General features: G+C 66.9%; 18 protein-coding genes. 8 read left to right on the top strand and 10 right to left on the bottom strand.

Annotated features, from left to right (window positions below; translation table 11 throughout):
* The first annotated feature begins 47 nt into the window (after window positions 1-47).
* The 7 genes from Tharo_RS09640 (at window position 48) to Tharo_RS09610 (ending at window position 6,019) form a co-directional block, all read left to right on the top strand.
* The gene (locus Tharo_RS09640; RefSeq protein WP_107220993.1) at window positions 48-428 is read left to right on the top strand and encodes an ArsR/SmtB family transcription factor; all 381 of its coding nucleotides are present in this window, start codon (window positions 48-50) and stop codon (window positions 426-428) included.
* Entirely contained in the window at window positions 425-910 is a 486-nt protein-coding gene (locus Tharo_RS09635; RefSeq protein WP_107220992.1) for an arsenate reductase ArsC, read from the top strand. The genes Tharo_RS09640 and Tharo_RS09635 overlap by 4 nt, the downstream gene beginning before the upstream one ends.
* A 74-nt stretch (window positions 911-984) precedes the next feature.
* Window positions 985-1,347 carry an arsenite efflux transporter metallochaperone ArsD gene (gene arsD / locus Tharo_RS09630; protein WP_107220991.1) on the top strand — a complete coding sequence of 121 codons (363 nt, stop codon included), beginning with the start codon at window positions 985-987 and terminating at the stop codon, window positions 1,345-1,347.
* A 173-nt stretch (window positions 1,348-1,520) separates the two neighbouring features.
* The gene (arsA, locus tag Tharo_RS09625) at window positions 1,521-3,311 is read left to right on the top strand and encodes an arsenical pump-driving ATPase (protein ID WP_107220990.1); all 1,791 of its coding nucleotides are present in this window, start codon (window positions 1,521-1,523) and stop codon (window positions 3,309-3,311) included.
* A gap of 119 nt (window positions 3,312-3,430) precedes the next feature.
* Window positions 3,431-4,513 carry an ACR3 family arsenite efflux transporter gene (gene arsB, locus Tharo_RS09620; protein ID WP_107220989.1) on the top strand — a complete coding sequence of 361 codons (1,083 nt, stop codon included), beginning with the start codon at window positions 3,431-3,433 and terminating at the stop codon, window positions 4,511-4,513.
* A gap of 166 nt (window positions 4,514-4,679) precedes the next feature.
* Window positions 4,680-4,916 (top strand): DUF2789 domain-containing protein, encoded by a 237-nt coding sequence (locus Tharo_RS09615; RefSeq protein WP_107220988.1) that lies wholly within the window; start codon window positions 4,680-4,682, stop codon window positions 4,914-4,916.
* Window positions 4,917-5,077: 161 nt separating this feature from the next.
* Window positions 5,078-6,019 (top strand): cation diffusion facilitator family transporter, encoded by a 942-nt coding sequence (locus tag Tharo_RS09610; protein ID WP_107220987.1) that lies wholly within the window; start codon window positions 5,078-5,080, stop codon window positions 6,017-6,019.
* A 62-nt stretch (window positions 6,020-6,081) separates the two neighbouring features.
* Here the strand turns inward: Tharo_RS09610 and pstB are convergent, their stop codons facing one another.
* The 8 genes from pstB to Tharo_RS09570 all read right to left on the bottom strand — a co-directional run bounded on the left by pstB (window position 6,082) and on the right by Tharo_RS09570 (window position 15,062).
* Entirely contained in the window at window positions 6,082-6,864 is a 783-nt protein-coding gene (pstB, locus tag Tharo_RS09605; protein ID WP_107220986.1) for a phosphate ABC transporter ATP-binding protein PstB, read from the bottom strand.
* 68 nt (window positions 6,865-6,932) lie between these two features.
* Complete coding sequence (pstA, locus tag Tharo_RS09600) at window positions 6,933-7,865, bottom strand: phosphate ABC transporter permease PstA (protein WP_107220985.1); 933 nt, start codon at window positions 7,863-7,865, stop codon at window positions 6,933-6,935.
* 2 nt (window positions 7,866-7,867) lie between these two features.
* Window positions 7,868-8,818, bottom strand: coding sequence for a phosphate ABC transporter permease subunit PstC (gene pstC, locus Tharo_RS09595; protein WP_107220984.1), 951 nt, complete (start codon window positions 8,816-8,818; stop codon window positions 7,868-7,870).
* An 85-nt stretch (window positions 8,819-8,903) separates the two neighbouring features.
* Window positions 8,904-9,902 (bottom strand): PstS family phosphate ABC transporter substrate-binding protein, encoded by a 999-nt coding sequence (locus Tharo_RS09590; protein WP_107220983.1) that lies wholly within the window; start codon window positions 9,900-9,902, stop codon window positions 8,904-8,906.
* Window positions 9,903-10,019: 117 nt separating this feature from the next.
* Entirely contained in the window at window positions 10,020-11,372 is a 1,353-nt protein-coding gene (glmM, locus tag Tharo_RS09585) for a phosphoglucosamine mutase (protein WP_107220982.1), read from the bottom strand.
* A 32-nt stretch (window positions 11,373-11,404) separates the two neighbouring features.
* The gene (gene folP / locus Tharo_RS09580) at window positions 11,405-12,235 is read right to left on the bottom strand and encodes a dihydropteroate synthase (protein ID WP_107220981.1); all 831 of its coding nucleotides are present in this window, start codon (window positions 12,233-12,235) and stop codon (window positions 11,405-11,407) included.
* A gap of 183 nt (window positions 12,236-12,418) precedes the next feature.
* Window positions 12,419-14,311, bottom strand: coding sequence for an ATP-dependent zinc metalloprotease FtsH (gene ftsH, locus Tharo_RS09575; protein WP_107220980.1), 1,893 nt, complete (start codon window positions 14,309-14,311; stop codon window positions 12,419-12,421).
* A gap of 127 nt (window positions 14,312-14,438) precedes the next feature.
* Window positions 14,439-15,062 carry an RlmE family RNA methyltransferase gene (locus Tharo_RS09570; protein ID WP_107220979.1) on the bottom strand — a complete coding sequence of 208 codons (624 nt, stop codon included), beginning with the start codon at window positions 15,060-15,062 and terminating at the stop codon, window positions 14,439-14,441.
* Window positions 15,063-15,151: 89 nt separating this feature from the next.
* Here Tharo_RS09570 and yhbY point away from each other — a divergent pair, with 89 nt between their 5' ends.
* Entirely contained in the window at window positions 15,152-15,607 is a 456-nt protein-coding gene (gene yhbY, locus Tharo_RS09565) for a ribosome assembly RNA-binding protein YhbY (protein WP_107220978.1), read from the top strand.
* Between the two features lie 162 nt (window positions 15,608-15,769).
* Here the strand turns inward: yhbY and greA are convergent, their stop codons facing one another.
* Both greA and carB read right to left on the bottom strand, forming a co-directional pair.
* Window positions 15,770-16,246: a transcription elongation factor GreA gene (gene greA, locus Tharo_RS09560; protein ID WP_107220977.1), complete on the bottom strand. Its 477-nt coding sequence runs from the start codon at window positions 16,244-16,246 to the stop codon at window positions 15,770-15,772.
* Complete coding sequence (gene carB / locus Tharo_RS09555; protein ID WP_107220976.1) at window positions 16,243-19,473, bottom strand: carbamoyl-phosphate synthase large subunit; 3,231 nt, start codon at window positions 19,471-19,473, stop codon at window positions 16,243-16,245. The genes greA and carB overlap by 4 nt, the downstream gene beginning before the upstream one ends.

Raw genomic sequence — 19,473 nt, 5'->3', positions numbered from 1 at the left:
TAGCATCCAGACAGTTCAACAATATTTGAATCATCAAAAAGAATCGGATGGAGAAACGAACCGCCCTGCAGGTCTTCGAAGCCTTGTCGTCCGGCATCCGCCTCGACGTCTATCGCTGCCTCGTGGTCGCCGGGCGCGAGGGCATGGTCGCGGGCGAAATCGCCGCCGCGCTCGACATACCGCCGACCAATCTGTCCTTCCACCTCAAGAATCTGACCCAATCCGGGCTCCTGGGGGTGGAACAGGAAGGGCGCTTCCAGCGCTACCGCGCCAACATCGAAACGATGCTCGAAGTCATCGCCTACCTCACCGAAAACTGCTGCGCGGGGCGTCCGCAAGAATGCGTCGACTTCCGCCGGAGCCAGCCCGGCCTCGCCGCCCTGCTCCCCCCGCTCGACTGCCCTGCCGAAGGACCCGGCCGCTCATGAACGTTCTTTTCTTGTGTACCGGCAATTCCTGCCGCTCCATTCTTGCCGAAGCGACGTTCAATGCGCTGGCACCCGCCCCGTTGCGGGCGGTGAGCGCCGGCAGCCAGCCGGCCGGCTACGTCCATCCGAACGCGCTGGCGCTGCTCGCCCGCGAAGGGATCCCCACCGCGGGCTATCGCAGCAAGTCGTGGCACGACCTGCCCGCCACGCCCGACGTGGTCATCACCGTCTGCGCCAGCGCCGCGGGCGAAACCTGCCCGGTCTATCTGGCCCCGGTGCCGCGCGCCCACTGGGGCGTGGACGACCCTGCCAAAGCCACCGGCACGGCGGCCGAAATCGACGCCGCGTTCGAATCCGCCTACCGCATCCTGCGCCACCGCATCGAAGCCTTCCTCGCCCTGCCGGCCGACCTTGCCGCACGGGATCCGGAACGCTTCCGGCGCGAACTCGCGCGCATCGGCACCCTCATGCCGGCAAAATAGCGCGGCAAGCTTTCAATCCCGCCATGCAGGCCCCCTGGATGGCACCCACGCACGTTCCACAGGAGAACCGCAACATGAGCACCATCCAGATTTTCGACCCCGCGCTGTGCTGCCCCACCGGCGTCTGCGGCACCGACGTCGATCCGCTGTTCGCCAAGGCCGCCGCCGACCTCGACTGGGCCAAGGAAGAAGGCATCGCCATCGAGCGCTTCAACCTCGCCATGGACCCCCAGGCGTTCGCCGCCAACGCGGTGGTCAAGGCCTTCCTCGAGCGTTCGGGCGAGGACGCCCTGCCCCTGGTCCTGGTCGACGGCGAAATGATGCTCGCCGGCCGTTACCCGAACCGCGCCGAACTGTCGCGCTGGGCCGGCGTATCCTCGCCCAAGCTCAATCCGGTGCCGGCCGGCAACTGCTGCAGCGGCGGCCACTGCGGCTGAGCGCTGCACGCCCCCGTCCCCGCCCTGCGGGGGCGGGTCCGCGCCGCACTCCCGCACTTCCCGGCAAAGTTCCCTGCACGCAGCCCAAGCTCTGGCTGCGTTTGCCCCCAGCGCTCCCGTCGCCCCTTTCGCTTTTCTTCCTCCGCTTTTCTTCCTCCATGACGCCAGCCGCGATGCGCTTTCTCGAACACCCACCCCGCCACCTGTTCTTCACCGGCAAGGGTGGCGTCGGCAAGACCTCGATCGCCTGCGCCACCGCGGTCCGCCTGGCCGATGCCGGCCGCCGGGTGCTGCTGGTCAGCACCGATCCGGCCTCCAACGTCGGCCAGGTGTTCGGCGTCGAGATCGGCAACCGCATCACCCCGATTCCCGCCGTGCCACGGCTGTCGGCGCTCGAGATCGACCCCGAAGCAGCCGCCCGCAGCTACCGTGAACGCATCGTCGGCCCGGTCCGCGGCGTCCTCCCCGACAGCGTGGTGCGCGGCATCGAAGAACAGCTCTCGGGCGCGTGCACCACCGAGATCGCCGCCTTCGACGAGTTCACCGGCCTGCTCACCGACCGCGAGCTGGCGCACGCATTCGAGCACATCGTGTTCGACACCGCCCCGACCGGCCACACCATCCGCCTGCTCCAGCTCCCCGGAGCGTGGACCGGCTTCCTCGACGACAGCAGCAGCGGCGCTTCCTGCCTCGGCCCCCTCGCCGGACTGGAAAAGCAGCGCCAGCAATACCGCGCGGCGGTCGATGCGCTCGCGGCCCCCACCCTGACCCGCCTCGTCCTGGTCGCCCGCGCCCAGGCCTCGACCCTGCGCGAAGTCGCACGCACTCACGAAGAGCTCGCCGCGATCGGCCTCGAGCGTCAGTTCCTGGTCATTAACGGCGTGCTGCCGGCCGCAGCCGTAGAGGACGATGCGCTCGCCGCGGCGATCGCCCGCCGCGAAGCCGAGGCGCTCGAGCGCTATCCGGCCGTCCTGCGGGCACTACCCACCGACCGCATCGCGCTGATGCCTTTCAACCTCGTCGGTCTGGCCGCCCTGCGCGCGTTGCTCGCGCCGGAAGCGGCAGCCTCGGCCGGCACGAGCACCGCCGCCGGCTCGCATGCGGAGCGCGCGCCGGAACCGCTTCCCGCCCTGCCCGGACTTTCCGCCCTGGTCGATGAGATCGCCCCGGGCGGCCACGGCCTGGTGATGCTGATGGGCAAGGGTGGAGTGGGCAAGACCACGCTGGCCGCGGCGATCGCAGTGGAGCTCGCCCACCGCGGCCACGATGTGCACCTGAGCACCTCCGACCCGGCCGCCCATCTCGACGAAACCCTCGCCGGCGGGCTCGCCCACCTCGCCGTCAGCCGCATCGATCCGCAGGCCGAAACCGAGCGCTACCGCAACGAGGTGCTCGCTACCCAGGCCGGGGCTCTCGACGCGCGCGGCCTCGCCCTGCTCGAGGAAGACCTGCGCTCGCCGTGCACCGAGGAAATCGCCGTTTTCCAGGCCTTCTCGCGCATCATCCGCGACGCCGGGCGCAAGTTCGTCGTCATGGACACCGCCCCCACCGGCCACACCCTGCTGCTGCTCGACGCCACCGGCGCTTACCACCGCGAGGTCGCGCGCAACATGGACAAGCGCGGCGAGCACCACTACCTGACACCGATGATGCAGTTGCAGGACCCGGCCCGGACCAAGGTGCTGATCGTCACCCTGGCCGAAACCACGCCGGTGCTCGAAGCCGCCCGCCTGCAGACCGACCTGCGCCGCGCCGGCATCGAGCCATGGGCGTGGATCATCAACAACAGCCTGGCTGCAGCCACTCCGCATGCGCCCCTGCTCGCCCACCGTGCCGCCGCAGAAGGCGCGCAGATCGCCGTGGTGCGCGAGCATCATGCCCGCCGCGTCGCACTGGTGCCGCTGCAGGCCGAAGAGCCGGTCGGCGTCGACCGCCTGCGGGCACTCGCCGGGCACAACCGCTAGTTTCCGCCCGGCGCAGCGGGCGGCTCGCGTTCCAGCCATCCGGCCCTTCCGCCCTATCCTTCTACCATTCCTCCTCCCGTTCCTTCGCCCTCCCATTTCCACATTCCACTGGAACCTCGATGTCCGTCCAATGTGAAATTGCCGGCAACAAAGCAGCCGGCGCCCCGATCGGTTTCTTCGAGCGCTACCTCAGCGTCTGGGTATTCCTCTGCATCGTCGCCGGCACCGCCTTCGGCGAGGTCGCACCCGACGTCGCGCAGGCGGTCGGCGCACTCGAAATCGCCCACGTCAATCTCCCGGTCGGGCTGCTGATCTGGGTCATGATCATCCCGATGCTGATGAAGATCGACTTCGGCGCGCTGCACGAAGTGCGCGAGCAGAAGGCCGGCATGGCCGTGACCCTGTTCGTGAACTGGGCGGTCAAGCCGTTCACGATGGCGTTGCTGGGCTGGATCTTCATCCGCCACGTGTTCGCCCCCTGGCTGCCGGCGGAACAGCTCGACAGCTACATCGCCGGCCTGATCCTGCTCGGCGCCGCGCCGTGCACGGCGATGGTGTTCGTGTGGAGCAACCTGTGCCACGGCAACGCCAACTTCACCCTGACCCAGGTCGCGCTCAACGACCTCGTCATGGTGTTCGCCTTCGCCCCGATCGTCGCCCTGCTGCTGGGCGTATCGTCGATCCCGGTGCCGTGGGACACGCTGACGCTGTCGGTGGGGATGTACATCGTGATTCCGCTGGCGATCGCCCAGTTCATCCGCGCCCGCCTGCTGCGGCGAGGGCGCGCTGTCTTCGATGCCGCATTGGCGCGCATCGGCCCCTTCTCCATCCTCGCCCTGCTCGCCACCCTGGTGCTGCTGTTCTCCTTCCAGGGCAGCACGATCATCGCCCAGCCGGCGATCATCGCCATGCTCGCGCTGCCGATCCTGCTCCAGACCCTGTTCATCGCCGCACTCGGCTACGGACTAAACCGCCAGCTCAAGGTGCGCCACGACATCGCCGGACCGGCGACGATGATCGGCGCCTCCAACTTCTTCGAGCTCGCAGTGGCGGTGGCGATCGTGCTCTACGGTTTCGACTCCGGCGCCGCCCTGGCGACGGTGGTCGGCGTGCTGATCGAGGTGCCGGTGATGCTGTGGCTGGTGAAGATGGTGACACGCACGCGGCGCTGGTACGAGCGCGTCCTGCCGGCTTCCACCTGAGACGGGGCGAGCGTCTCCGCCCGCGCTCCCTCCGCCCTCGCTCCCTCCGCCCGCGTTCCTTTTCCCACGCCCGCGCCGACAGTCACCAGCACGGCGATCACCCGCAAAGGCATGGACTATAGTTCGAGCAGGGTGGCGCAACCGCTTCGCCGCCAAGGAGAATGGAATGGAACCACCGGTACACGCACTGAAGGATCTGTTCGCCCAGCTCGGACTGCCCGACGACGCCGACGCCATCGCAACCTTCATCCGCACCCACGCGCCGCTGCCCGAGCGCGTGAAACTGGCCGACGCCCCGTTCTGGACCAACGCGCAGGCGAGCTTCCTGCGCGAGAAACTGGCCGAGGATGCGGACTGGGCCGAACTCGTCGATCAGCTCGACACGGCACTGCGGGCCAGGTAGCGATCCGTTCGCTGCTCGATCCCGCGGGCAGCGGCACCTGCGCGCCGTGCCCTGCGGGCCCCGCACGAGCGAACGGGCGGCAGACTCTCGAATCAACGCGGGCGGTGCGATGCGGCTTGCCGTCACACGATGCCTCGCAAGGAGACAAGGAGAACCGGACGATGAGTGCCCACGCGATCGGCGGCGGAGGCGACCACGAGCATGGCCACGCCCATGGCCCTACGGCCTTCAACCGCGCGTTCGCCATCGGCGTCGCCCTCAACCTGGGCTTCGTTGCCGTCGAGGCGTTCTACGGCTGGCGGAGCGGCTCACTCGCCCTGCTGGCCGACGCCGGACACAACCTGTCCGACGTGGCCGGGCTGTTGCTGGCGTGGGCCGGCGCGCTGGCCGGGCAGTTGAAACCCGACCGGCGCCACACCTACGGCTGGCAACGGGCATCGATTGTCGCCGCGTTCGCCAACGCGGTGCTGCTGCTGGTAGCGATGGGAGCCCTCGCCTGGGAAGCGGCGGAACGACTGCGGGCGCCGACCGCCACCGAAGGCGTGACCGTCGTCGCGGTCGCCACCATCGGCGTGCTGATCAACGCCCTCACCGCCGCACTGTTCATCGCCGGACGCAAATCGGACCTCAACATCCGCGGCGCCTTCCTCCACATGGCGGCCGACGCGCTGGTCTCGCTCGGGGTCGCCGCCAGCGGCGCGCTCTACCTGTGGCGAGGCTGGGCCTGGCTGGACCCGCTCGCCAGCCTCGTCATCGCCGCCGTCATCGTCGCCGGCACCTGGGGGCTGCTGCGCCAGTCGGTGCACCTGCTGTTCGATGGCGTCCCGGAGCATATCGACCTGGTTGAGGTCGATCGCTGGCTCGCGAACCGGCCCGGCGTGGAAAGCGTTCACGATCTGCACGTGTGGGCGATGAGCACGCGCGACATCGCCCTCACCGCCCACGTCGTGATGCCCGCGCCCCCGCCCGACACGGCTTTCCTCGATGAAGTCGCCCACGGACTGCACGAGCGCTTCGGCATCGGCCACATGACGCTGCAGATCGAGAGCCTCGGCTGCGAGCACGGCTGCGCGCGCCCCGCGGGACTGCCCCCGCATGCTTGACTACGGCCGTCGCACCCCCCGCCACCCGGTTTGCCCGAGCCGCGCCGCGGTGCGGCCCGAACTCAGCCGAAGCGGCCGGTGATGTAGTCCTCGGTTTCCTTCTTCTTCGGCTTCAGGAACAGCTCGTCAGTGACGCCGAACTCGACCAGTTCGCCCAGGTACATGTAGGCGGTGAAATCCGAGATGCGCGCCGCCTGCTGCATGTTGTGGGTGACGATCAGGATCGTCACCTTGTCCTTCAGTTCGGTGACCAGTTCCTCGATGCTTGCGGTGGCGATCGGGTCGAGCGCCGAGGTGGGCTCGTCGAACAGGATGATCTCGGGGTCGGTGGCGAGCGCGCGCGCGATGCACAGGCGCTGCTGCTGGCCGCCCGAGAGATTGGCGCCGAGCTCGTTGAGACGGTGCTTGACCTCGTCCCACAGCGCCGCATCCTTGAGCGCCTGCTCGACCTTGTCGTCGATCACCGCACGGTTCTTCTCGCCGCGCACGCGCAGGCCGTAGGCGACGTTCTCGTAGATCGACTTCGGGAAGGGGTTGGGCTTCTGGAACACCATGCTGATACGCATCCGCACCTCGATCGGGTCGACGTCGGCGGCGAGCAGGTTGGTATTGTCCGGGTAGAGGCGGATCTCGCCCGCATAGCGGTTGCCCGGGTAGAGGTCGTGCATGCGGTTGAACGAGCGCAGCAGCGTGGACTTGCCGCAGCCGGACGGCCCGATCAGGGCGGTGACCTTCTTGTCGTAGACCGGGAAGGAGATGCCCTTGAGGGCGTGGAACTGGCCGTAGTGGAAGTTGAAGTCGCGCACTTCGGACTTCAGCGCCAACGGGGTAGCAGGTGTTTTCATGCTGTGCTCTCGAAAGAATCCGGGGGTCGTGGGCACGCCCACGGCGCGCGCGTCGGTCGCCGCCGCACTCACCACTTGATGTTGCGGCGCAGGCGGTAGCGCAGCCAGATCGCCAGCCCGTTCATGGCCAGCGTCATGAAGACGAGGATGAAGCCGGCGGCCGCGGCGTTGTAGTGGAAGTTCGGGTCGGGACGCGACACCCAGTTGAACATCTGGATCGGCATCACCGTGAACGGCGCGAACAGCCAGTCGAACAGGCCTGCCGGCGGCTCGCCCGCGAACGGTGCCGGCGGCAGGAAGGCGATGAAGGTGAGCGCGCCGATGGTGATGATCGGCGCAGTCTCGCCGATCGCACGGGCGAGGCCGATGATGACCCCGGTGAGGATGCCGGCGCCCGAATACGGCACGATGTGGTCGCGCACCAGCTGCCAGGTGGTGCAGCCGCAGGCGTAGGCCGCCTCGCGGACAGCCTGGGGGATGGCGCGGATAGCCTCGCGCGTGGCGACGATCACCACGGGCAGGATCAGCAGGCCGAGCGTCAGGCCCGCGGAGAGGATGCTCTGGCCGAAGCCGAAGGCATGGACGAAGATGCCGAGCGCAAGCAGCCCATAGATGATCGACGGCACACCGGCGAGGTTGGTGACGTTGATCTCGATGATGTCGGTGATCCAGTTCTTCGGCGCGTACTCCTCAAGATAGACCCCTGCGGCCACACCGATCGGTACTGCGGCAACCAGCGTCACCAGCATGACCAGCGTCGTTCCCACCCATGCGGAGAGGATGCCCGCCTGTCCGGCCCTGCGGGACGGGAAGCTGGTCAGGAACTCCCAGCTCAGGCGCGGCAAGCCGTCGATCGTCATCTGCGCGAACAGTGCAAACAGCGTCAGCACGCAGATCATCATCGCCGACAGGCCGACCAGTCCGAAAATCATGTCCCAGCGCTTGTGCCGCTGGATCAGGGCGCGGATCCCCTGCAGGTGTTGCTCGTGATTGTCAGTCATGGTCAGTAGGTCTCGCGGAACTTGCGGCGCAGCCAGTAACCGAGGATGTTGAACACCAGCGTCAACAGCACCAGCGTGAGCCCGGCGGCGAAGATGGTCTGATAGGCAAGCTCGCCGTGCGGCAGATCGCCCAGCGCCACCTGCACGATGTAGGCGGTGATCGTGCCGGCCCCCTCCATCGGATTGAAGGTGAACTTCGGCTGCATGCCGGCGGCCACCGCCACCACCATGGTCTCGCCCACCGCGCGCGACACGCCGAGGATGCACGCGGCGGCGATGCCGGACGTTGCCGCTGGCGCCACCACCTTGATCGCAGTCTGGAAGCGGGTCGCCCCCATCGCATAGGAGCCTTCACGCAGGCTCATGGGCACCGCGCGCATCGCGTCCTCGGCCAACGAACTGATGTAGGGCACGATCATGATGCCGACCACCAGCCCGGCCGAGAGCATGTTGAAACCGGGCAGGTCGGGGAAGATCCGCTGCAGCAAGGGAGTGACGAAGAGCAGCGCGAAATAGCCGAAGACGATGGTCGGCACGCCGGCGAGCATCTCGAGGAGAGGCTTGACCACTTCCCGCACCCCGACCGATGCGAACTCCGACAGATACACGGCGATGATGGTGCCGACCGGGATCGCCAGCAGCAGGCCGACACCGGCGACCGTGATGGTTCCGGAGAGCAGCGGCAGGATGCCGTAGTGCGGGTCGGCGAAGAGCGGCGTCCACTGCGTGTCCGTCAGGAAGTCGAAAATCGACACCTGCTGGAAGAACAGCACCGATTCGGAGATCAGGACGTAGAGGATCGCAGCCGTCGTGAACACGGAAATGAAGGCGGCAAAGAACAGCAGTGCTTCGATCGCCCGTTCCTTGACGTGACGTGTGCGCTTCTTCTTCAGACGCTCGCTGGTGACAGGCAATGCACCCGCAGCGGGCGCTGCGGCGGTGCTGGTCGTCATGGGTAAATCCTTGTCTGGCATTAATGCTCCCGGAACGGGAAAAGCCCCCGGGAGCTTCGCCTCCGGGGGCGTTCCGCACGAGGCTTTACTTGGCTTCGAGCGACATCAGCTCTTCGATGGTGATGCCGACCTTGTTCTCGCCACCGAACTTGGTGCCCTTGGCGAGCTTGGCGACCTGCTCGATGTTGTAGTCGTAGGCCTTCTTCGGCAGCGGCACGTACTTGACTTCGGCCGCCAGCGCCGCGCCTTCCTTGTTGTAGAACTCGACGAACTCCTTGACTTCGGGCTTCCCGAGCGACTTGGCGTTCACATAGATGAAGATCGGGCGCGACAGCGGAGTGTAGCTGCCGTCGAGCACCGTTTCCATCGACGGGCCGACTGCGGGCTTGCCGTCGGCGGCGATGATCTTCGCCGCCATGAGCTTGTCCTTGTTCTCTTCGTAGTAGGCGAAGCCGAAGAAACCGAGCGCATTGACGTCGCGCGACACGCCCTGCACCAGGACGTTGTCATCTTCCGAGGCGGTAAAGTCGCCACGGCTGGACTTGGACTTGCCGGTGACCGCTTCGGTGAAGTAGTCGAAGGTGCCCGAATCGGCGCCGGCGCCGTAGAGCGTCAGGTCGCGATCGGGCCAGGCGGGGTTCACCTGGCTCCACTTCATGACCTTGCCCTGCGCGGCCGGCTCCCACATGGCCTTCAGCTGGGCGACGCTGATGCCCTTGTCGGCCCAGTCGTTCTTGGGATTCAACACCACGGTGAGGGCGTCGAAGGCGATCGGCAGCTCGATGAATTCGATGCCGGCGGCCTTGCAGTCGTCGATTTCCTTCTTCGAAATCGGGCGCGAAGCGTTGGAGATGTCGGTTTCGCCGCGGCAGAACTTCTTGAAGCCGCCGCCGGTGCCCGAGACGCCGACCGTCACGCGCACACCGCCTTTCTTCGCCTTCTGGAACTCCTCGGCCACGGCCTCGGTGACCGGGAACACCGTCGAGGAACCATCGACCTTCACCAGCGCCTGGGCGGCGGCACCGCCGGAAACGAAAGCACCGGCGACAGCAACGGCAGCAGCAGCGAACTTGAAAACTTTCATGAGACCCTCTCCGTCAGTTGAACTTCGTTCAGACGGACGAGAGTGTATGAATGCTTTGTTACACCGCTGTGACACGACACATGACAGCGAGACGGGCCGCGCCGCAGCGCGGGTGGATCAGGCGATCGCACGCTCCACCGCGGCGGCGAGGTCGCCCACCAGGCGTTCGACCAGTCCGCCGTCGCGCCCCTCGACCATCACCCGGAGCAGGGGCTCGGTGCCGGACGGACGCAGCAGCACCCGCCCGCTGTCGCCCAGTTCGGCCTCGGCCTGTGCCCGCGCCGCCGCGATATCGGCATCGGCCTGCCAGTCGAATCCGGCCGGCAGGCGCACATTGACCAGTCGCTGGGGATAGAACACGAGGTCCGCACAGGCTTCAGCCAGCGTCTGCCCCTGCTGCTTGAGCGCCGCCAGCACCTGCAGCGCCGAGACGATCCCGTCGCCGGTGGTGTGGCGGTCGAGGCAGATGATATGGCCGGAATTCTCGCCGCCGAGCTTCCAGCCGCGTTCGTGCAGCAGTTCGAGCACGTAGCGGTCGCCGACCTTGGCCCGCGCGAACGGCGCGCCGAGACGGGCAATCGCATGCTCGAAGCCGAGATTGCTCATCAGCGTACCGACCACGCCGTCCAGGCGGCCCTCGGCGTGGCGTGCGCGCGCCACCACGTAGAGCAGCTTGTCGCCGTCGTAGATCTCGCCACGGTGGTCAACCATGATCAGGCGGTCCGCGTCGCCGTCGAGGGCGATCCCCAGGTCGGCCCGCTGGGCGAGCACCGCCTTTTTCAGGTGCTCGGGGCGGGTCGCGCCGACGCCATCGTTGATGTTGAGGCCGTTGGGTTCGACTCCCACCGGCAGGACTTCGGCACCGAGCTCGTGGAAAACCTTGGGGGCGATGTGATAGGCGGCGCCATGGGCGCAGTCGATGGCGATGCGCATGCCGCGCAGGTCGAGCTCGTTGGGGAAGGTGCTCTTGCAGAATTCGATATAGCGACCGCCCGCGTCGGCCACCCGCCGCGCCTTGCCCAGCCGGGCCGCTTCGACGCACCCCATCGGCTGATCGAGGCGGGACTCGATTTCGGCCTCCACCGCATCGGCCAGCTTGGCCCCGCCGGCGGAAAAGAACTTGATTCCGTTATCGTAGAACGGGTTGTGCGAAGCGGAGATCACCACGCCGGCCTGCAGGCGCAGCGCCCGGGTCAGGTAGGCCACCGCCGGAGTTGGAATCGGCCCGGCGAGCACGACATCGACACCCGCAGCGGAAAACCCGGCTTCGAGCGCGGCTTCGAGCATGTAGCCCGAAATGCGCGTGTCCTTGCCGATCAGCACCGCCGGATGCTCACCGGCCGGCAGCTTCTCGCGCGCGACCAGGGTGACCCCCGCGGCGTAGCCCAGGCGCATCACGAACTCGGGCGTGATCGGCACCTCTCCGACCCTGCCGCGCACCCCGTCGGTGCCGAAATACCTGCGCCCCATGCTCGCTCCCTACCGTCGTTCGAAACCGCGGATTATGACACCGCCGCCAGCGCCTGCCACACCTTGAGCGCGTCGCGGGTCGGGCCGACATCATGCACGCGGACGATATGGGCGCCGCGCTGCACCGCGATCAGCGCCGCGGCAACGCTCGCCGGCATGCGCGCATCCACCGCCCGGCCGGTGACCGCCCCCAGCATCGACTTGCGCGACATCCCCGCGAGCACGGTAAGCCCGCCGCGGCCGAAGCGCGCGAGTTCGCGCAGCAGGGTGTAGTTGTGTTCGACCGACTTGCCGAAACCGAAGCCGGGATCGAGCACGATACGCTCGCGCTCGACGCCGGCGCTTTCCAGCGCATGCACGCGCTCGGCGAGAAAGTCCTCGACTTCGGCGACGACGTCGCCATAGCGGGGGGCGAGCTGCATGGTCCGCGGCTCACCCTGCATGTGCATCACGCACAGGGCCGCCGTACTTCCGGCGACCGCCTCGATCGCACCCTCGGCGCGAAAGGCGTTGATGTCGTTGATCATGTCGGCCCCGGCGGCGAGCGCGGCACGCATCACCGCCGGCTTCACTGTGTCGATCGACAGCGGCACCTGCCAGTCACGGGTGTGTTCGACGAAGCGGACCACGCGCTCGAGTTCCTGCTGTTCAGGGACCGGATCGGAGCCGGGACGGGTGGATTCGGCGCCGATGTCGAGCATGTCCGCCCCTTCTTCGAGCGCACGTTCGGCGCGACCGATCGCCGCCGCCAGATCGCCGCGGGAACCATCGCCGGAAAAGGAGTCGTCGGTGAGGTTAATGATCGCCATCACCCGCGGCTGGCTGGGGTCGAGCCGGAAGCGGCCGCAAAGCAGAAAAGACATGAAGGACTCACAGGAAAACGCCGGACCGCCCCAGGTTTTTTCGCCCCATGGGGGGCAGAAACGGCAAAGCCGTTTCCCGGGGCGCTCACAGGCAGGTACGGATTCAGGCGCAGCAAGGAAACGGGCCGGACATGCCGGCCCGTCTTGTCGGGTGCGCCTCCGAAGGCGGAGGCGGGGAAGGACTCAGGCGGCCGGAGCGGGCGCGGTCGGCGCGGCTCCCGGCGTGTCGTCCTTGGTCCGCGACGTGGGCGCCGCAGCCGGCTTGGGCGGACGCGGCGGACGGCCGGCCATGATGTCGTTGACCTGGTCGGCATCGATGGTTTCCCACTCGAGCAGCGCCTTGGTCATGGCCTCGACCTTGTCGCTGTTCTCTTCGAGCAGGCGGCGCGCGAGCGAGTACTGCTGGTCGATGATGCGACGGATTTCGGCGTCGACCTTCTGCATCGTCGCTTCGGAAACGTTGCGGTGGGTGGTGACCTGGCGGCCGAGGAAGATCTCGCCTTCCTCCTCGCCATACACCATCGGTCCGAGATTGTCCGACATCCCCCACTGGGTGACCATGCGCCGGGCGAGATCGGTGGCGCGGGCGAAGTCGTTCGACGCCCCGGTGGTCATCTGCTTCATGAAGATTTCTTCGGCAATGCGCCCGCCGAACAGCACGGTAATCGTCTGCAGCAGGCGCTCGCGGTCCTGGCTGTAGCGGTCCTCGGTCGGCAGCTGCATGGTCACCCCCAGCGCGCGCCCGCGCGGGATGATGGTGACCTTGTGCACCGGATCGGTCTTGTCGAGCAGGCGGGCGACGACGGCGTGGCCGGACTCGTGGTAGGCGGTGTTGCGCCGCTCCTCCTCGGGCATCACCACCGAGCGGCGCTCCGCGCCCATCATGATCTTGTCCTTGGCGCGCTCGAAGTCCTCCATATCCACCAGGCGCTTGTTGGCACGCGCAGCGAAGAGCGCGGCCTCATTGACCAGGTTGGCGAGATCGGCACCGGCAAAGCCGGGCGTGCCGCGGGCGAGAACCTGGGGATCGACGTCGGGCGCGATGGGCACCTTGCGCATGTGCACCTTGAGGATCTGTTCGCGGCCGCGGATGTCGGGCAGCGACACCACGACCTGGCGGTCGAAGCGGCCCGGGCGCAGCAGCGCGGGGTCAAGCACGTCGGGACGGTTGGTCGCGGCGATCACGATCACGCCGGTCTGGCCTTCGAAGCCGTCCATTTCGACCAGCAGCTGGTTCAGCGTCTGCTCGCGCTCGTCGTTGCCGCCGCCCAGGCCGGCACCGCGCTGACGGCCGACGGCGTCGATTTCGTCGATGAAGATGATGCACGGCGCCTGCTTCTTGGCCTGCTCGAACATGTCGCGCACGCGCGCTGCGCCGACGCCGACGAACATCTCGACGAAGTCCGAACCGGAGATCGAGAAGAACGGCACCTTGGCCTCGCCGGCGATGGCCTTGGCGAGCAGCGTCTTACCGGTGCCGGGCGAGCCGACCATCAGCACGCCCTTCGGAATGCGGCCGCCGAGCTTCTGGAACTTGGACGGATCGCGCAGGAACTCGACCAGTTCGAACACTTCCTCCTTGGCCTCGTCGCAGCCGGCGACGTCGGCGAAGGTGATCGAGTTGGCCGACTCGTCGAGCATGCGCGCCTTGCTCTTGCCGAACGAGAACGCGCCGCCCTTGCCACCGCCCTGCATTTGCCGCATGAAGAAGATCCACACTCCGATCAGCAGCAGCATCGGGAACCACGATACGAAGATGCTGGCGAGGAAGGACTGCTCCTCCTCGGGCTTGGAGGCGTTGATCTGGACGCCGTAGCGCATCAGGTCGGACACCATCCAGATGTCCTGAACGCCGGGGGTATAGACGGTGATCGAGCGCCCTTCCTGGGTCGTCGCCTTGAGCATGCGGCCGTCGATCGTCGCTTTCGCGATGCGCCCCGCCTTGGCTTCCTCCAGGAACTGGGAGTATTCCATCGTGTTGGGCGGCGTCTGGCGCGCATTGAACTGGTTGAATACGGTCATCAGCACGACGCCGATGACCATCCAGATCGCGAGATTCTTCAAAAGATTGTTCAACGTTCTGTTCCCCGAAGGCCGCTGCGGCCTGTATCTGTACGCGACTGACCGATTCTAGTGGTGAACGTTCCCACGGGCAAACCAATGGGAGCGATTGGGAAAGGCAATCGTTCGCCCGCCCGAGCACTCAGAACGGGCGCGGCCCCTTGCCCAGCAGATAGACTTCGGCACTGCGATCGCGCGAAGCCTTCGGCTTGCGCACCTGGACGCTGGCGAAAGCCGCTTCCATCTGCTTGCGATAGGCCATGAAACCCTCGCCCTGGAACACCTTGACGAGAAAATGACCGCCCGGCCTCAGGTGGCGACGGGCGAAGTCGAGCGCAAGCTCGCACAGGTGGATCGAGCGCGCCTGGTCCACGGCCGCGACGCCGGACAGGTTCGGCGCCATGTCCGACAGCACGACATCGACCTGCGCCCCCTCGAGGCGGGCCTCGAGGGCTTCGAGCACGGCCTCTTCGGTGAAGTCGCCGAGCAGGAAGTCGACCCCGGCGACCGCTTCCATCGGCAACAGGTCAAGCGCGAACACCCGTCCGTTCGGGGCGCAGCGCTTGACCGCGACCTGGCACCAGGAGCCGGGGGCCGCGCCAAGATCGACCGCTACCGCTCCCGGCCTCAGGAGCCGGTCGCGGTCATCGATCTCGATCAGCTTGTACGCGGCACGCGCGCGGTAGCCTTCGGCCTGTGCGCGCTGCACGTAAGGATCGTTGAGGTGATCGTGCACCCAGGCACGACTGGTCTTGTTCTTCTTCATCCGTTCGTCCGCAGTTCCGGCGCGGGCACGGGGCACGCACTCGGGGTAGAATCCGGGTCCCAAGGAAGTCAAGCACCCAGAGAATTTCAATGACCGAGCTCACCCCGGCACAGCGCCGAGATCTGCGCGCACGCGCCCATCACCTGAACCCCGTGGTCACCATCGCGGGCAACGGCCTCGCCCCCAACGTCGTGGCCGAGATCGAACGCTCGCTGCAGGCGCACGAACTCATCAAGATCAAGGTCCAGGGCACCGAGCGCGAGCAGCGCGACGCCCTGATGGAAGAGCTGTGCGCCACCCTCGATGCCAGCCCGGTGCAGCACATCGGCAATATCCTGATCGTCTGGCGCGCACGCCGCGAAGAGGACAAGCCCGCCGCCGCGCAGGAGAAGAAGCCGGTGCGCGCTGCCACCGCCAAATCCGCAGCCGCGTTCGCCGCCGCCGCACGCCGCGCTGCGCTCGCCAAGGCCAGCACCGAATCGCGCCGCTCGCCTGCACGCAGCCCGGCGCCACGCGGACGAGGCACCGGTTCGCGCGGTCGCTGAAGCACTGCGTCAGCGCCGATCGGTACCCAACGGCAAGGCGGTGCAGCGCACCGCCTTTTTCATGCCCGCCGCCCGCACAGCAGGGGCGGCGGAAGCGGCCGGCAGCGCACGCGCGATCATCGCCGCAGAGACTGCCTCCGCAGAGACCGCCTCGGCATCTGATCAGAGGTAACGGACGTCGATCACTTCGTACTCGCGCACGCCTCCCGGCGCCTGTACTTCGGCGATATCGCCGGCGTACTTGCCGATCAGCGCGCGGGCGATCGGCGAGCTGATCGAAATCTTGCTGTCCTTGATGTCGGCTTCATCGTCGCCGACGATCTGGTAGGTCACGATCTGTCCGGAATCGAGATCCTCGAGTTCGACGGTAGCGCCGAACACGCAGCGGCCGTCGGCATCGAGCAGTTTCGGGTCGATGATCTGGGCGTTGGCGAGCTTGGCCTCGACCTCCATGATGCGGCCTTCGATGAAGCCCTGGCGGTCCTTGGCGGCCTCGTATTCGGCGTTTTCCGAGAGGTCGCCATGCGAGCGTGCCTCGGCGATCGCAGCGATCACGTTCGGACGCTCGACGGTCTTCAGGCGGTGGAGTTCGGCGCGCAGCTTCTCGGCGCCGGCCACGGTAAGCGGAGTCTTGTTCATGCGGTCTGATTGAGTTCGGCGTGCAGCTCCTGCACGGAATAGACTTCGATGCTGCCGGCCAGATGGCGCATGCCCATGCACGCGGCACGCGCGCCTTCGATGGTGGTGAAGACCGACAGCTTGGCGGCCAGCGCGCTGGTACGGATCGAGCGCGAGTCGGTCACCGCCTGGCGCTTTTCCTCGACGGTGTTGATCACAAGGGCGATTTCCTCGTTCTTGATCATGTCGACGACGTGCGGGCGGCCTTCATTGACCTTGTTGACCACCGTCACCGGGATTCCCGCCGCCTCGATCGCCGACGCTGTGCCGCGCGTGGCGACCAGGGCGAAGCCGAGGTCGTGGAGTTCCTTCGCCACTTCGACCGCCACCGGCTTGTCGCTTTGCTTGACGCTGATGAACACCGCGCCGGACGTCGGCAGCCGCACTCCGGCGCCGATCTGGCTCTTGACGAAAGCTTCGGCAAAACTGCGGCCGACGCCCATGACTTCGCCGGTGGACTTCATTTCCGGCCCGAGGATGGTATCCACGCCGGGGAACTTGACGAAGGGGAACACCGCTTCCTTGACCGAGTAGTACGGCGGCACGACCTCGCCGCTGACGCCCTGGCTGGCGAGGCTCTGGCCGGCCATGCAGCGCGCGGCGATCTTGGCCAGCGGCAGCGAGCAGGCCTTGGAGACGAAAGGCACGGTGCGCGAGGCGCGCGGGTTCACCTCCAGCACGTACACCACGGCGTTGTCGCCCTCGCCCTGGATCGCGAACTGGACGTTCATCAGGCCGACGACTTCGAGCGCACGCGCCATCGCCACCGTCTGCCGGCGCAGCTCGTCCTGCAGCTTCGCCGACAAGGTGTAGGGCGGCAGCGAGCAGGCCGAGTCGCCCGAATGCACGCCGGCCTGCTCGATGTGTTCCATGATGCCGCCGATCATGACCTGCTTGCCGTCGGAGATCGCATCGACGTCGACTTCGGTGGCGTCGTTGAGGAAGCGGTCGAGCAGCACCGGCGACTCGTTGGAAACCTTGACCGCTTCGCGCATGTAGCGCTCGAGATCCTTCTGTTCGTGGACGATTTCCATCGCCCGCCCGCCGAGCACGTAGCTCGGGCGCACCACCAGCGGGTAGCCGATTTCGGCGGCGAGCCGGACTGCCGCTTCCGGCGTGCGCGCGGTGCGGTTGGGCGGCTGCCTGAGGCCGAGATCGTTGAGCAGCTTCTGGAAGCGCTCACGGTCTTCGGCCGCATCGATCATGTCCGGGCTGGTGCCGATGATCGGCACGCCGTTGTCGGCGAGCGCCTGGGCGCGCTTGAGCGGAGTCTGGCCGCCGAACTGGACAATGACGCCGACCGGCTGTTCGATATGGACGATCTCGAGCAGGTCTTCGAGCGTGATCGGCTCGAAGTACAGGCGGTCGGAAGTGTCGTAGTCGGTGGACACGGTCTCCGGGTTGCAGTTGACCATGATCGTTTCATAGCCGTCCTCGCGCAGGGCGAGCGCGGCATGCACGCAGCAGTAGTCGAACTCGATGCCCTGGCCGATGCGGTTCGGACCGCCGCCGAGCACCATGATCTTCTTCCGGTCGGTCGGGCGCGCCTCGCACTCGTCCTCGTAGGATGAATACATGTAGGCGGTGGAGGTGGCGAATTCCGCGGCGCAGGTGTCCACCCGCTTGAACACCGGGCGCACGCCGAGTGCATGGCGGTGGAGGCGCACCGCGGTTTCATCGGTGCCGAGCAGCTTGGCCAGGCGGCGATCGGAGAAGCCCTTGCGCTTGAGCTCGCGCAGCTCGCCCGCCTGCAGCGCCTTCAGCGAACGGCCGGCGAGCGCTTTTTCGGTGAGCACGATGTCCTCGATCTGGGCGAGGAACCAGGGGTCGATCTTGGACAGGGCGAACACCTGCTCCTGGCTCATGCCTTCGCGGAAGGCCTGGCCGACGTACCAGATGCGCTGCGCCCCCGGATTGGCGAGTTCGTGCTCCAGATCCTCGCGGTCGGCTTCGACCTCGTCCAGGCCGTAGACGCCGACTTCGAGGCCGCGCAGGGCTTTCTGGAAGGATTCCTGGAAGCTGCGCCCCATCGCCATGACTTCGCCCACCGACTTCATCTGCGTGGTCAGGCGGTCGTTGGCCTGGGGGAACTTCTCGAAGGCGAAGCGCGGAATCTTGGTGACGACGTAGTCGATCGAGGGCTCGAACGAAGCCGGGGTGGCGCCGCCGGTGATGTCGTTCTTGAGTTCGTCCAGGGTATAGCCGACGGCGAGCTTGGCCGCGACCTTGGCGATCGGGAAGCCGGTGGCTTTCGACGCCAGCGCCGAGGAGCGCGACACGCGCGGGTTCATCTCGATGACGATCATGCGACCGTCCTTGGGATTGATGGCGAACTGCACGTTCGAGCCGCCGGTGTCGACGCCGATTTCGCGCAGCACCGCGATCGAGGCGTTGCGCAGGATCTGGTATTCCTTGTCGGTCAGGGTCTGCGCCGGAGCGACGGTGATCGAGTCGCCGGTATGCACGCCCATCGGGTCGAGGTTCTCGATCGAGCACACGATGATGCAGTTGTCGGCGTGGTCGCGCACGACTTCCATCTCGTATTCCTTCCAGCCGAGCAGCGACTCCTCGATCAGCAGCTCGTTGGTCGGGCTGGCCTCGAGACCGCGCTTGCAGATCTCGTGGAACTCTTCCATGTTGTAGGCGATGCCGCCGCCGGTGCCGCCGAGGGTGAAGCTCGGGCGGATGATCACCGGGAAGCCGATGCCGCCCTGCACCTGCAGCGCCTCTTCCATGCTGTGGGCGATGCCCGAACGCGCCGAACCGAGGCCGATCCTGGTCATCGCGTCCTTGAACTTGAGGCGGTCCTCGGCCTTGTCGATCGCCTCTTCGGAGGCGCCGATCAGTTCCACGCCGTACTTCGCCAGCACCCCGTTGCGACCGAGGTCGAGCGCGCAGTTGAGCGCGGTCTGCCCGCCCATGGTCGGCAGGATCGCGTCCGGACGCTCCTTCTCGATGATGCGCTCGACCACCTGCCAGGTGATCGGTTCGATATAGGTGACGTCGGCCGTTTCCGGGTCGGTCATGATCGTCGCCGGGTTCGAGTTCACCAGGATGACCTTGTAGCCTTCCTCGCGCAGGGCCTTGCAGGCCTGGGCGCCGGAATAGTCGAACTCGCAGGCCTGGCCGATGATGATCGGGCCGGCGCCGATGATCAGGATGCTCTTTATGTCGGTACGTTTCGGCAT

This window comes from Thauera aromatica K172 (genome assembly GCF_003030465.1).
Taxonomy (GTDB): Bacteria; Pseudomonadota; Gammaproteobacteria; order Burkholderiales; family Rhodocyclaceae; genus Thauera; species Thauera aromatica.
This window is presented reverse-complemented; position numbering and strand designations above follow the sequence as displayed.

Coding starts and splice junctions, on each gene's coding strand:
- Tharo_RS09640 (WP_107220993.1), top strand. CDS start 48: ATGGAGAAACGAACCGCCCTGCAGGTCTTCGAAGCCTTGTCGTCCGGC.
- Tharo_RS09635 (WP_107220992.1), top strand. CDS start 425: ATGAACGTTCTTTTCTTGTGTACCGGCAATTCCTGCCGCTCCATTCTT.
- arsD (WP_107220991.1), top strand. CDS start 985: ATGAGCACCATCCAGATTTTCGACCCCGCGCTGTGCTGCCCCACCGGC.
- arsA (WP_107220990.1), top strand. CDS start 1,521: ATGCGCTTTCTCGAACACCCACCCCGCCACCTGTTCTTCACCGGCAAG.
- arsB (WP_107220989.1), top strand. CDS start 3,431: ATGTCCGTCCAATGTGAAATTGCCGGCAACAAAGCAGCCGGCGCCCCG.
- Tharo_RS09615 (WP_107220988.1), top strand. CDS start 4,680: ATGGAACCACCGGTACACGCACTGAAGGATCTGTTCGCCCAGCTCGGA.
- Tharo_RS09610 (WP_107220987.1), top strand. CDS start 5,078: ATGAGTGCCCACGCGATCGGCGGCGGAGGCGACCACGAGCATGGCCAC.
- pstB (WP_107220986.1), bottom strand. CDS start 6,864: ATGAAAACACCTGCTACCCCGTTGGCGCTGAAGTCCGAAGTGCGCGAC.
- pstA (WP_107220985.1), bottom strand. CDS start 7,865: ATGACTGACAATCACGAGCAACACCTGCAGGGGATCCGCGCCCTGATC.
- pstC (WP_107220984.1), bottom strand. CDS start 8,818: ATGACGACCAGCACCGCCGCAGCGCCCGCTGCGGGTGCATTGCCTGTC.
- Tharo_RS09590 (WP_107220983.1), bottom strand. CDS start 9,902: ATGAAAGTTTTCAAGTTCGCTGCTGCTGCCGTTGCTGTCGCCGGTGCT.
- glmM (WP_107220982.1), bottom strand. CDS start 11,372: ATGGGGCGCAGGTATTTCGGCACCGACGGGGTGCGCGGCAGGGTCGGA.
- folP (WP_107220981.1), bottom strand. CDS start 12,235: ATGTCTTTTCTGCTTTGCGGCCGCTTCCGGCTCGACCCCAGCCAGCCG.
- Tharo_RS09570 (WP_107220979.1), bottom strand. CDS start 15,062: ATGAAGAAGAACAAGACCAGTCGTGCCTGGGTGCACGATCACCTCAAC.
- yhbY (WP_107220978.1), top strand. CDS start 15,152: ATGACCGAGCTCACCCCGGCACAGCGCCGAGATCTGCGCGCACGCGCC.
- greA (WP_107220977.1), bottom strand. CDS start 16,246: ATGAACAAGACTCCGCTTACCGTGGCCGGCGCCGAGAAGCTGCGCGCC.
- carB (WP_107220976.1), bottom strand. CDS start 19,473: ATGCCGAAACGTACCGACATAAAGAGCATCCTGATCATCGGCGCCGGC.